Consider the following 12,807-nt stretch of genomic DNA (forward strand, 5'->3'; position numbering starts at 1 on the left):
GGGTAATGGAGTGGGCGCAAAAAAATTATCCGCGCGGCGGTTCGCGATCGCCAAATCGTGCGTCATCTTCACGGAGGACAGGTGCAGGGAGCCTGTCGACGGTCGGGGGACCCAATGAAGAAGACGATGCATTTCCTGTCGCTGTCCGCGTGCGCCGTGGCGCTGGCCACACCCGCCCAGGCGGCATCCGGCGACCGCGCGGTGGCGGTCGACGTGGCGGCGGGGCGGCTGGACAGCGCGCTGTTGCAGGTGGCGCAGCAGACGGGAGTGCAGCTGGTCTTTACCGACCCTGCGATCGGCACGAAGACGGCGCCGCGGCTGGCCGGCCGTTTCACCACCGGCGGTGCGCTCGACCGGCTGCTGGCGAACAGCGGCTATACGTGGCGCTACACCGGGCCGAACCGTATCCGTGTGATCGCGCAGCCGGCCGCCGCCGCGCTGCGTCCCGCCGCGTTGGTGCAGGCCGCGCCGCCCGCGTCGGACGAAGGGCGGGTTGTCCCGTCGAACGAACAGGTCGAGGCGGCGCTGGCGGCGGATGACGCTGGCACCGCGCCCGCCGCAGCCGACGACATCGTCGTCGTCGGCAGCCAGATCCGCGGGGCGAAGACCACCGCGGCGCTGCCGGTGACGGTGGTCGACGAGCGGCAGATCGCGAACACCGGCGCGGTCACCGGCGACGAGCTGTTCCGCTCGATACCGCAGCTGGGCGACGTTACCTTCAACAGTTCTTACCTGCCCAACAGCTCGAACGCGGCGCGCGGCGATGTCGGCTCGGTGAACCTGCGTAACCTGGGCGTCGGCAACACTTTGGTGCTGCTCAACGGGCGGCGCGTGGTCAACCACCCGACCAGCCGCGCCGACGAGAATCTGGTGCCGGTGCTGACCTACAACACCAATGCGATTCCAGTGTTCGGGCTGGAGCGGCTGGAGGTGCTGCGCGACGGCGCGGCCGCCATCTATGGCTCCGACGCGGTGGCCGGGGTCGTCAACACCGTCCTGCGCACCGACTATGACGGCGTGCAGATCGAGGGGCAGACGGGCTATCCCGAGGGTACCAGCCTGACCGAGAGCAACCTCAACCTGTTGCTGGGCAAGAACCTGGGCGGCGGGCGCGGCAACGTGACGCTGTTCGCCAGCTACGCCACGCGGTCGGGGCTGCGCAGTTCGGAACAGGATTACACCGCCTCCGACGACACGCGCCCGTTGTTCGTCGGCACCCGCTTCGAAGGGGTCAGTGCGCTCGACGGGCGCGCATCGATCACGCCATGGGGATCGTTCCAGACCGTCGGCAACGTGCAGGTGCGCCAGAACGGTACCGCGCTGACCAATGCGTCAGGGCAGTTCCATATCCAGCCGTCGACCAACACCGGTTGCCAGACGAACGCGACGACCGGGCTGAAGAACGGGCTGTGCATCGACGACGGCACCAACACCGCCGCCGCCGACCGCAACCTGCGCTTCGATCCGCGCGTCGCGTATGACACGTACATCCAGCCGAAGGTGGAGCGGATCAACCTGTTCCTGAACGGCCATTACGACCTGACCGACGGGCTGGAGCTGTTCGGGGAAGCGGGCTATTATTCGGCGACGACCGACAGCATCCAGTCTTCGTCGGGCACGCTCAGCTCGCTGCCGATCGTCATCCCGGCGACCAATTACTACAATCCGTTCGGCCCGACCGTGCTGAACGGCGCCGCCAACCCCAACCGCCTGCCCGGGATCAACGCCCCGGCCGCCGGGCTGCCGGTGACGCTGTCGAGCTACAATATCGCAGATGCCGGCCCCAATCTGGTGCATGTGAAGAACGACCAGTGGCGCGCGCTGGCCGGGCTGCGCTGGGAATGGCTGGGCTTCCGCTGGGAAAGCGCGGCGCTCTATTCGGAGGCGTCGGTACGCGACACGTCGGACGGCATCAGCGCGACGGCGCTCCAGCGCCAGCTGGGCCTGTCCACGCCCGATGCCTATAATCCGTTTAACGGCAGCGACCTGGCCAATCCCAGCGGCGCGGACACGACGCTGAGCAATGCCGCGGCGCTGAATGCGATCCGCATCAAGTCGACGCGCTTCAGCAAGTCGACGCTGGCGCTGGCCGATCTGAAGGCGTCGCGCGCGGACTTGCTGACGCTGCCGGGCGGCAATCTGGGCATCGCGTTCGGCGCGGAGGTGCGCCGCGAAACGCAGCTGGATGACCGCGACCCGCGCGTCGACGGCACGATCACCTTCACCGACAGCGTGACGGGGAGGCAGCTGGGGTCCGACCTGGTCGGCACCAGCCCGTCGCCGGATACCAGCGGGCGCCGCACCGTCGCGGCGGCTTTCGTCGAACTGGCGGTGCCGGTGGTCGGCCCGGACATGAACGTGCCGCTGATGCGCAGCCTGGAAGTCCAGCTGGCGGGCCGTTTCGAACATTACAGCGACGTCGGGTCGGTGGCCAAGCCGAAGGTCGCGGCGGCATGGGAAGTGGTGCGCGGGCTGCGCCTGCGCGGTTCCTATGCCGAGGGGTTCAAGGCGCCCAACCTGGAACAGATCAACGCGCGCGTCGTGACGCGGTCGAACACGCGCACCGACTGGATCCGGTGCGAGGCGCAGCTGCGCACCGGCGCGATCAACAGCTTCGCCAATTGCGCGCAGAGCTTCGCCATCCAGGCGCAGCGCGCGGGCAACCCGGACCTGAAGCCGGAGACGTCGAACACATGGAGCGCGGGCGTGGTGCTGGAACCGCGCTTCCTGGAAGGATCGCTGGGCCGCGTGACCTTCACCGCCGATTACTGGCACGTCCAGCAGAAGGGGATCGTCGGCATCTTCGGCGAGGGTAATGCGCTGATCGCCGACTATCTGGCGCGGGTCAGCGGATCGACCAACCCCAACGTCATCCGCGCCGCGCCGACCGCCGACGACATCGCGCTGTTCGCCGGATCGGGGATCGCGCCGGTCGGCCGCGTCGACTACGTGCGCGACCAGTATGTCAACCTGCTGCCGCAGGAGGCCGCCGGCGTCGACCTGAGCGCGACGTGGGAATTGCCGGACTTCGGTGCCGGGCGCTTCTCGTTCGCGGCCAATGCGGCCTATCTCGACAAGTTCTTCCTCCAGCCCTCGCCGCCGATCCAGGAACTGATCGACGCGCGTGCCGCAGGGACGATCAACGCCGGCACCAATATCGCCGACGCCGGCAGCCTGGTGCGCCAGAACGGCAAGCCGCGCTGGCGCGTCACCGGATCGGCCAACTGGCGGTACGAGAAGTTCGAGCTGGGGGCGTTCACGCAGTACACCGGCGACGTCGAGGATACCGGGCTGATCGACAGCGCGGGCGTGCCGTGGCTGATCGCCAGCCAGATGACCTACAATCTGTACGGCCAGATCACCGTCGGCAACAAGCGCGAGGGCCGCTACCGGATGCGCATCGGCGTGCGCAACCTGACCGATGCCAAGCCGCCGCTGTCGTCGAACGGCTTCCTGGGATCACTCTACACCCCCTATGGCCGCTACTGGTACGCCAACCTGCGCGCCTCGTTCTAAGGAAGGACGCCCCCGATGCTTCGCCGCCTGACCGTCGCCGCGCTGATCGCCGCGCTTCCGCTGATGCCGGTCGTGGCGGCGCAGGAGGAGCCGCCGGCGCGGGCGGCGACGCCGTCGGGCGGCGACATCGTCGCCTATGACCAGATCCACAAGCCGGTGGTGGGGCGCGGCGGGATGGTCGTCAGCCAGAACATCCTGGCGGCGCAGGTGGGCGCGCAAATTCTGCGCAAGGGCGGCAATGCCGTCGACGCGGCGGTCGCCACCGGCTTTGCGCTGGCGGTGACGCTGCCGCGCGCGGGCAACGTCGGCGGCGGCGGCTATATGCTGGTCCACATGGCTGCGCGCGACGGCCGCCCGGCGCAGACGATCGCGATCGATTACTACGGCCAGGCATCGCGCAATACGACGCCCGACCTGCTGCTGGATGCGGCCGGCAAGCTGGACCAGGCGAAGGTCATGTCGATGAAGGGCGTGGCGATCCCCGGCACCGTGGCGGGCCTGTGGGAGGCGCATCGCCGCTTCGGATCGCTGCCGTGGGGCACGTTGCTGGCGCCCGCGATCGCGATGGCGGAGAAAGGCGTGCCGCTGTCGGAGGACGAGGCGAAGGCCAATGGCGAGCAGCGGCGGCTGATGGCCGACGATCCGGCGGCGATGGCGATGTTCTTCAAGCCGGGCGGCGCGGCCTATGCCCCCGGCGAGACGTTCCGACAGCCCGATCTGGCCGCCACGCTGAAAGCGATCGCGGCGGGCGGGGCGGACGCTTTCTACCGCGGTCCGCTGGCGCAGGAGCTGGCGGCGGGCATCCGCGCGGGCGGCGGGATCATCGATGCTGCGGACCTGGCAGGGTATCGCGCGATCGTGTCCGAGCCGATTTGGTCGAGCTATCGCGGGCGCCGCATCGCCTACATGCCGCCGACCGCATCGGGAGTGAGCGTCGCCGAGGCGATGAACATCCTGGAACGCTTCCCGGTCGCCGAGGCGAAATGGGGCAGCGTCGCGAACCTGCACCTGTTGTCGGAAACGATGAAGATCGTGTCGGCCGACCGCCGGCTGGTGGGCGGCGCGCCCGACTGGCAGACCCCGGCACGCGGGCTGGCGAGCAAGGAATATGCGGCGCAGCGTGCGGCGTTGATCCGCCCGGACCGTTCGCTCGACGCGCGCACCCTGCCGGACGGCAACCCCTATCCGTTCGAAAGCAAGGACACGACGCATTTTTCGGTGGTGGATGCGCAGGGCAATGCCGTCAGCAACACCTATACGTTGTCCGCTTCCTATGGCGCGCATGTCGTCGCGCCGGGGACGGGGGTGCTGCTCAACAATTCGCTGGGCAATTTGTCGTGGTCGCGGCGCGGCGGCGGGGCGACGCGCGATGCGACGCGGCCGGTGCCGGGCAAGCGCGTGGGATCGACGATCACCCCGCTGATCGTGTTCAGGGACGATCGCCCGTGGCTGGTCACCGGGACGCCGGGCGGCGGCTACATCATCGCGACGATGGTGCAATTGCTGTCGAACGTCATCGACCACGGGCTGAACGTCGCCGAGGCCGCCGAACGGCCGCGTATCAACCAGGGCGGCGGGGATGCGCCGCTGGAGCTGGAGGGCGGATTTTCCCCCGATATCGTGCCGTTGCTGGAAGCGAAGGGACATCGCGTGCGCCCGTCGAACACGATGGGCAGCATCCAGAGCATCATGGTGGAGGGCGATGCCTTCCTGGGCGCGGCGGATACGCGCCGCCCCGACGCGGCGGCGGTGCCCGCCCGCTGATCGCCCGCGCGGGCTTGGCGGCGCGGGGACGGGGGGCTATCCCGGCGGGGTGCAGCAATATCTCGACCTGATGCGCCGGGTGCTCGATTCGGGCGCGCGGCAGATGGACCGGACCGGCACGGGCACGCTGAGCGTGTTCGGCCACCAGATGCGTTTCGACCTGGCGCAGGGGTTTCCGGTGCTGACCACCAAGAAGCTCCACCTGCGATCGATCATCGTCGAGCTGCTGTGGTTCCTGCGCGGCGACACCAACGTGCGCTGGCTGCAGGAGCGCAAGGTGAGCATCTGGGACGAATGGGCCGACGAAAACGGCGATCTGGGCCCCGTTTACGGCAAGCAATGGCGTGACTGGGAGACCGCGGACGGCCGCCATATCGACCAGATCAAGCAATTGATCGCGGATATCCGCACCAATCCGGCGTCGCGGCGGCAGATCGTGACGGCGTGGAACCCGGGCGAGCTGCACGCGATGGCGCTGGCGCCATGCCATTGCCTGTTCCAGACGCATGTCGCGAACGGGAAATTGTCGCTGCAATTGTACCAAAGGTCGGCGGATATCTTCCTGGGGGTGCCGTTCAACATCGCCAGTTACGCGCTGCTGACGCACATGCTGGCGCAGCAATGCGGGCTGGAAGCGGGCGATTTCATATGGACCGGCGGCGATTGCCACCTGTATTCGAACCATCTGGAGCAGGCGCGCACGCAGCTGGAACGCACGCCGGGCGCGCTGCCGAGGTTGGAAATCACGCGGTGCGCACCAGCGATCGACGCCTATGACGCCGAAGATTTCGTGCTCCACGACTATGTCGCGCAGCCGCATATCAAGGCGCCCGTCGCCGTTTGAGCGCGTTCAGGCACGGTTCAGCACGTCGATTACATATGTAAACGCAGGGTTCGGGACGGGAGCGAACGATGCGGGAATATGTCTTCGTGGCGGTGATCGCGACAATCTGCGCGCTGGCGCTGCAATGGGGCGCGGCGATCGCGCCGACCCCCGCCGGATCGGCGGCCCCAAGCCGGGCGATGCCCGCCGGCTGACTTTACGCCGGGCGCGCGCCGCGATAGCCGGGGCGACATGATCTTCTTCGTCCTGGCGCGCGCCGACAATGGCGTGATCGGCGTCGACGGTCGGCTGCCGTGGCGGCTGCCCGCCGACCTGAAACGGTTCAAGGCGCTGACCATGGGGCACCCGATGGTGATGGGGCGCAAGACGTTCGAGAGCTTCCCCGCGCCGCTGCCCGGACGCCGGCACATCGTGCTGACCCGCGACCGCGCGTGGCACGCCCCCGGTGCGGAGGTCGCGCACGACGTCGATGCGGCGCTGGCGCTCGCCGGACCGGGCGAGGTGGCGGTGATCGGCGGCGCGGAAATCTATGCGCTGTTGCTGCCGCGTGCCGAGCGGATCGAACTGACCGAGGTACATGGCGCGCCCGACGGCGATGCGCGCGTCCCCGCGTTTGACGGCTGGCGCGAGATCGCGCGCGAGGCGCATCCGGCGGAGGGCGATCGCCCGGCCTATGACTTCGTGACGCTGGTGCGCTAGTCTTCCCCGGCAACGGGCGGGGGAGAGTCGTCGTGCGAACATGGCTGATCGGCGGGGCGGTTCTGGCGTTGCTGGCGGCCGCCGGATTCTTCCTGTTCGCCCCCGCCTGGGTCGAGGGATCGATGAACCGGGTGGTGCCGGTGCCGCTGCGGATCACCGCCGCCGCGCGGGGCATCCCGGTCGCCGACATGCATGCCGATACGCTGATGTGGCAGCGCAACCTGCTGCTGCGGTCGGACCGCGGGCAGGTGGACCTGCCGCGACTGATCGCGGGCGGTTATGCGTTGCAGGTCTTCTCATCGGTGACGAAGACGCCGCGCGGGCAGAATTACGATGCCAATAGCGCCGACACCGACAATATCACCGCGCTGGTGATCGCGCAGCGCCAGCCGCGGCGTACCTGGGGATCGTTGCTGGAACGATCGCTGTTCCATGCGCAGAAACTGGCGCTGTATGCCGCCGCGTCGGGCGGGCGGATGCGCGTCGTCCACCTGCCCGCCGACCTGGACGGCGCAGGCGCGCGCGGCGCGCCGGTGCTGGCGATGCTGTCGATCGAGGGGATGCAGGCGATGGAGGGCGATATCGCCAACCTCGACCGGCTGTACGTCGCCGGGTTCCGCATGGCCGGCCTGGCGCATTTCTTCGACACCGATGTCGCCGGATCGATGCACGGCGAGCACAAGGGCGGCCTGACCCCGCTGGGCCGGCAGGTGGTGCGGCGGATGGAGGCGCTGGGGATGATCGTCGACGTCGCGCACGCCAGCCATGCCGCGGTCGCGGACATCCTGGCGATGGCGCGCCGCCCGGTGGTGTCGAGCCATGGCGGCGTGCAGGCGACCTGCGGGGTCAACCGCAACCTGAGCGATGCGGAGATCCGCGGGATCGCGCGCACCGGCGGGGTGATCGGCATCGGTTACTGGGATGCCGCGATCTGCGGCACCACCCCGGACAGGGTCGCCGCCGCGATCCTGCACGTGCGCGACGTGGCGGGGATCGACCATGTCGGGCTGGGATCGGATTTCGACGGCGCGGTGACGACCGGGTTCGACGCGGCGGGCGTGCCGGCGGTGGCGCAGGCGCTGCTGGACCGCGGGCTGTCGCGCGACGACGTGGCGAAGGTGATGGGCGGCAACGTGTTGCGTGTCGTGCGCGCCGGGATTGCTCCGGAAGAAGCACACCCCTAGAGCGCGGCACATGGAGCGGCTCGACGGCGGCTCGGCGGTGCCCCCCCAGCTGGCGGGCGGGATCGTCGCGCTCGGCAATTTCGACGGCGTGCACCTGGGCCATCAGGCGGTGGTGGGCCGGGCGGTGGCGCGTGCGCGCGCCGAAGGGCGCCCGGCGCTGGTCGCCACGTTCGATCCGCATCCGGTCCGCTATTTCCGCCCCGACGCGCCGTGGTTCCGGCTGACCACGCTGGACCAGCGCGAGCGGCTGTTCGCCGAGGCGGGGGCGGATGCGATGGTGGTGTTCCGCTTCGACGCGGCGCTGGCGGCGCTGAGCGCGGAGGATTTCATCGCCGACCGGCTGGAACGCGCCTTGCAGGTGGCCGGCGTGGTGACCGGCGAGGATTTCACGTTCGGCCACGGCAAGCGCGGCAATGTCGCGATGCTGCGCGCGGCGGGCGCGCGCGGCGGCTATTCGGTGGATACCGTCGGCCCGGTGATGCTGGACGGTGCGCCGGTATCCTCCACCCGCATCCGCGAGGCGTTGCGCGCGGGCGACATGCGCGGCGCGGCGCGGCTGCTGACGCGCCCGTTCGCGATTCGCGGGACGGTGCAGCACGGCGACAAGCTGGGCCGGACGATCGGCTATCCCACCGCAAACGTCGACATGGGCCATTACCTGCGCCCCGCCTATGGCATCTATGCGGTGCGCGGGTCCCTGCCCGACGGGCGGGTCGTGCCGGGGGCGGCGAACCTGGGCGTGCGCCCGACGTTCGAGCCGCCCAAGGAATTGCTGGAGCCGTATTTCTTCGATTTTTCCGGCGACCTGTACGGGCAGGAGATCGAGGTCGCGCTGATCGACTATCTGCGCCCGGAAGCCAAATTCTCGAACATCGACGAACTGATCGCGCAAATGGACCGCGACTGCGCCCGCGCACGCGAGTTGCTGGCGGAATAACGGCGCGCTAAGGCCTGACATTCCATGGCCGATGCACCCGACACGCCGCGCGACTGGCGCGAAACCGTCTTCCTGCCGAAGACCGATTTTCCCATGAAGGCGGGGCTGCCGCAGAAGGAGCCGGCGATCCTGGCGCGATGGCAGGAGATGGACCTGTACCGCCGCCTGCGTGCGGCGCGTGCCGGGCGCGAGACGTTCATCCTCCACGACGGCCCGCCCTATGCCAATGGCGACATGCATATCGGCCATGCGCTGAACCATATCCTGAAGGACATGGTGGTGCGCACCCAGACGTTGCTGGGGAAGAACGCGCCCTACGTCCCCGGCTGGGATTGCCACGGCCTGCCGATCGAATGGAAGGTCGAGGAGGAATATCGCAAGAAGAAGCGCAACAAGGACGAAGTGCCGCCGCAGGAATTTCGTGCCGAATGCCGCGCCTATGCGCAGCAGTGGGTGGACACCCAGCGCGAGCAGTTGAAGCGGCTGGGCATCAACGGCGACTGGGACAAGCCGTATCTGACGATGGATTTCGCCGCCGAGGCGACGATCGTCGCCGAGCTGATGAAATTCGCCGAGACCGGCCAGCTGTACCGCGGCGCCAAGCCCGTCATGTGGTCGCCGGTGGAAAAGACCGCGCTGGCCGAGGCGGAGGTGGAATATGAGGAGATCACCTCCACCCAGATCGACGTCGGGTTCGAGGTGATCCAATGCCCCGAATATCCGGGGCTGGCGGGAACGATCGCGCCGATCTGGACCACCACGCCGTGGACGATTCCGGTCAACCAGGCGATCGCCTATGGCTCGGCGATCGATTACCTGCAGTTCGAGAGCGGCGGGAAGAAATATCTGGTCGCCGAGCCGCTGTTCCCGGCCTTCTCCAAGCGGACCGGGCTGAAGCTGGAAGGGATCGTCGCGCTCATCAAGGGGCCGGTGCTGGAAGGCGCGACGGTGCGCCACCCGATGCACCATCTGGGCGGCTTCTTCGCCACGCCGCGCCCGTTCCTGGAGGGCGATTTCGTCACCATCGACGCGGGCACGGGCCTGGTCCACATGGCCCCCGACCATGGCGAGGACGATTTCGCGCTGTGCAAGACGCACGGGATCGAGCCGGTGTTCGCGGTGGATGCGGCAGGCATGTACCGCGCCGACTGGGCGTGGCTGGGCGGGCAGGGCAGCGTCATCAATAAGAAGTTCGTCGCCAGCGACGGGCCGATCTGCGCCGACTTGCGCGACACCGGGATGCTGCTGTCCGCCAGCGACGATTTCCAGCACAGCTACCCGCATTCGTGGCGGTCGAAGGCGAAGGTGATCTACCGCTGCACCCCGCAATGGTTCATCGCGGTCGACCGGCCGATCACGGACGAGGGGCAGGGCGGTACCCCGGCCGCCGACACCCTTCGCAACCGCGCGCTGGCGGCGATCGCGGCGACCCGCTTCGTTCCCGAAAAGGGCCGCAACCGCATCGGCGCGATGGTGGAGGGGCGGCCCGACTGGGTTATCTCGCGCCAGCGCGCGTGGGGCGTGCCGATCGCGCTGTTCGTCGACCGGCGCACCGGCCAGTATCTGGTCGATCCGCACGTCAACGCGCGGATCGTCGCGGCCTTCCGCGAACAGGGCGTCGATGCGTGGAGCGACGAGGCGATGCCCGCGCTGCTCGGCCCGGATCGCGACCCGGCGGATTACGAGCGGGTCACCGATATCCTGGACGTGTGGTTCGATTCGGGCTGCACCCACGCCTTCGTGCTCGACAGCGGGCGCTGGCCGGAACTGAGCTGGCCCGCCGATTTGTATCTGGAGGGGTCGGACCAGCATCGTGGCTGGTTCCAGTCGTCGCTGCTGGAAAGCTGCGGGACGCGCGGGCGGGCGCCCTATGACGCGGTGCTGACGCACGGCTTCACGATGGACGCCAAGGGCATGAAGATGTCCAAGTCGCTGGGCAACACGATCAACCCGCTGGACCTGATGCGCGATTATGGCGCGGATATCCTGCGGCTGTGGGCGCTGTCGGTCGATTTCACCGAGGACCATCGCATCGGCAAGGAGATCCTGGCCGGGGTGGCGGACCAGTATCGCAAGCTGCGCAACACCTTCCGCTACCTGCTGGGCGCGCTCGACGGGTTCGATGACGCGGAACGGCTGGCGGTGGGCGAATGGCCGGAGCTGGAGCGGTACATGCTCCACCTCACCCACGCGCTGGACGCGCAGCTGAAGCGTGCGGTCGAGGCCTATGACTTCAACGGCTATGTCCGGCTGCTGAGCGATTTCGCGAACGAGGACCTGTCGGCGTTCTTCTTCGATATCCGCAAGGATTCGCTGTATTGCGACGCCGCGGGCGACGTGACGCGGCGCGCGTATCGCACGATGCTGGACGTGCTGTTCCACGCGATGGTGCGGTGGGCCGCGCCGGTGCTGGTGTTCACCGCCGAGGAAGTGTGGCAGGCGCGCTTCGCCGACGCCGACGGATCGGTGCACCTGCTCGAATGGCCCGAACTGCCCGCGCAAACCGGCGAGGACGTCGCCGCGCGCTGGGCCGCGGTGCGCGACCTGCGCGCGCGTGTGACCGAGGCGATCGAGCCGCTGCGCCGGGAAAAGACCGTCCGCTCCAGCCTGGAGGCCGAAGTGACGGTGCCGGAACTGCCGCTCGACGCGGGCGCGCTGGCGGAGGCGTTCATCGTCGCCAAGGTGTCGCATGGTGACACGGTCGCGGTGACGCGTACCGATTACCACAAGTGCGGCCGCTGCTGGCGCCACCTGCCCGATGTGGCGGTGGACGACGGGCTGTGCGGGCGCTGCGCCGCGGTCGTCGGGGCCGGCGCGTGAGCAGGATGCCGCGTGCGGGGCTGGCGGTGGCGGCGGCGGTGTTCGTCGTCGACCAGGCGGCGAAGTGGCTGGTCACCGGGCCGCTGGGCGTCGACTTCCTGGGCGCGTATCAGACGATCCTGCCGATCTTCGACCTGCGCTTCACCAAGAACGAGGGCGTGTCGCTGGGGATGCTGCGCGCCGAGACCGAATTGACCCGCTGGCTGCTGGTGGCGTTCACCGCCGCGATCGCCACCGGCGTCGCGATCTGGATGACGCGCGAGGACAAGCGCGCCGACCGGCTGGCGCTGGGGCTGGTGCTGGGCGGGGCGCTGGGCAATATCCTCGACCGCATCCGGCTGGGCTATGTCGTCGATTTCGCCGACCTGCACTTCGGCGAGTGGCGCCCGTTCCTGATCTTCAACGTCGCGGATGCGGCGATTACCATCGGCGTGCTGATTCTGCTGGCACGCGCGCTCCTGATCCGCGAGAAGCGGCCCGATCCTTCGGAGAATGTCCATGCGTAAGTCTGTCGTCGTGGTGGCCTCGCTCACGGCGCTTGCCCTTGTCTCGGGCTGCGGGAAAAGCGGTTACGACCGCGCGCGTCCCGACGAATTCGCCGTCGCGCGCCAGCCCCCGCTGGTGATCCCGCCCGATTTCGCGCTGGTGCCGCCGCAGCCGGGCGCTGCCCGCACGCAGGGCGTCAACACCCAGGCGCAGACGCTCGACGCGCTGTTCGGCGGGCCGACGCAGCGCACCGGAACGCAGGGCGCGGTGATCGACGAGGCCGGCGGCACCGGCGCGGCGCAGGCGGGCATCCGCTCCGCGGTGGGCGATCCGCAGACCAACGTGATCGATAAGGGCCAGACGACCCGCGACATCATCGCCGCGCCGCAGGGCGACGGCCAGGGCGCGCGCGCATCCGCTGGCGCCGCGCCGGCCGCGACGGCGACGCCCACGCCGCAGCAGTAAGCGCGGGGTCGGGCGCCCGATTGCACGTCGCCCCAGCGCAGGCTGGGGCCTTTTCGTCGAGGCGTCGCGACGGTTGTGAGAGACCCCAGCTT

Annotated in this window: 10 protein-coding genes; all 10 read left to right on the forward strand. The window is 69.0% G+C overall.

What is annotated here, in order from left to right:
• The first annotated feature begins 114 nt into the window (after positions 1–114).
• The 10 genes from COA17_RS13160 (at position 115) to COA17_RS13200 (ending at position 12,715) form a co-directional block, all read left to right on the forward strand.
• Entirely contained in the window at positions 115–3,516 is a 3,402-nt protein-coding gene (locus COA17_RS13160; RefSeq protein WP_096613048.1) for a TonB-dependent receptor, read from the forward strand.
• Positions 3,517–3,531: 15 nt separating this feature from the next.
• Positions 3,532–5,280: a gamma-glutamyltransferase gene (ggt, locus tag COA17_RS13165; RefSeq protein ID WP_096613050.1), complete on the forward strand. Its 1,749-nt coding sequence runs from the start codon at positions 3,532–3,534 to the stop codon at positions 5,278–5,280.
• Positions 5,281–5,329: 49 nt separating this feature from the next.
• Complete coding sequence (locus tag COA17_RS13170; protein ID WP_096613196.1) at positions 5,330–6,124, forward strand: thymidylate synthase; 795 nt, start codon at positions 5,330–5,332, stop codon at positions 6,122–6,124.
• Between the two features lie 68 nt (positions 6,125–6,192).
• Positions 6,193–6,318 carry a hypothetical protein gene (locus COA17_RS20090; RefSeq protein ID WP_269450497.1) on the forward strand — a complete coding sequence of 42 codons (126 nt, stop codon included), beginning with the start codon at positions 6,193–6,195 and terminating at the stop codon, positions 6,316–6,318.
• 37 nt (positions 6,319–6,355) lie between these two features.
• A complete protein-coding gene (locus tag COA17_RS13175; RefSeq protein WP_096613052.1) occupies positions 6,356–6,823 on the forward strand; it encodes a dihydrofolate reductase in 468 nt (155 codons plus the stop codon).
• Positions 6,824–6,855: 32 nt separating this feature from the next.
• Positions 6,856–8,007 (forward strand): dipeptidase, encoded by a 1,152-nt coding sequence (locus COA17_RS13180; RefSeq protein WP_066489848.1) that lies wholly within the window; start codon positions 6,856–6,858, stop codon positions 8,005–8,007.
• 10 nt (positions 8,008–8,017) lie between these two features.
• Positions 8,018–8,944 (forward strand): bifunctional riboflavin kinase/FAD synthetase, encoded by a 927-nt coding sequence (locus tag COA17_RS13185; RefSeq protein ID WP_096613054.1) that lies wholly within the window; start codon positions 8,018–8,020, stop codon positions 8,942–8,944.
• Between the two features lie 24 nt (positions 8,945–8,968).
• Positions 8,969–11,764: an isoleucine--tRNA ligase gene (gene ileS, locus COA17_RS13190; protein ID WP_096613056.1), complete on the forward strand. Its 2,796-nt coding sequence runs from the start codon at positions 8,969–8,971 to the stop codon at positions 11,762–11,764.
• 5 nt (positions 11,765–11,769) lie between these two features.
• Positions 11,770–12,270, forward strand: coding sequence for a signal peptidase II (gene lspA, locus COA17_RS13195; RefSeq protein WP_066489859.1), 501 nt, complete (start codon positions 11,770–11,772; stop codon positions 12,268–12,270).
• Complete coding sequence (locus COA17_RS13200) at positions 12,263–12,715, forward strand: DUF3035 domain-containing protein (RefSeq protein ID WP_096613058.1); 453 nt, start codon at positions 12,263–12,265, stop codon at positions 12,713–12,715. Before lspA ends, COA17_RS13200 begins: the two co-directional genes overlap by 8 nt.
• Positions 12,716–12,807 lie beyond the last annotated feature (92 nt).

Source organism: Sphingomonas ginsenosidimutans (genome assembly GCF_002374835.1).
In the GTDB taxonomy this organism is placed as follows: Bacteria; Pseudomonadota; Alphaproteobacteria; order Sphingomonadales; family Sphingomonadaceae; genus Sphingomonas; species Sphingomonas ginsenosidimutans.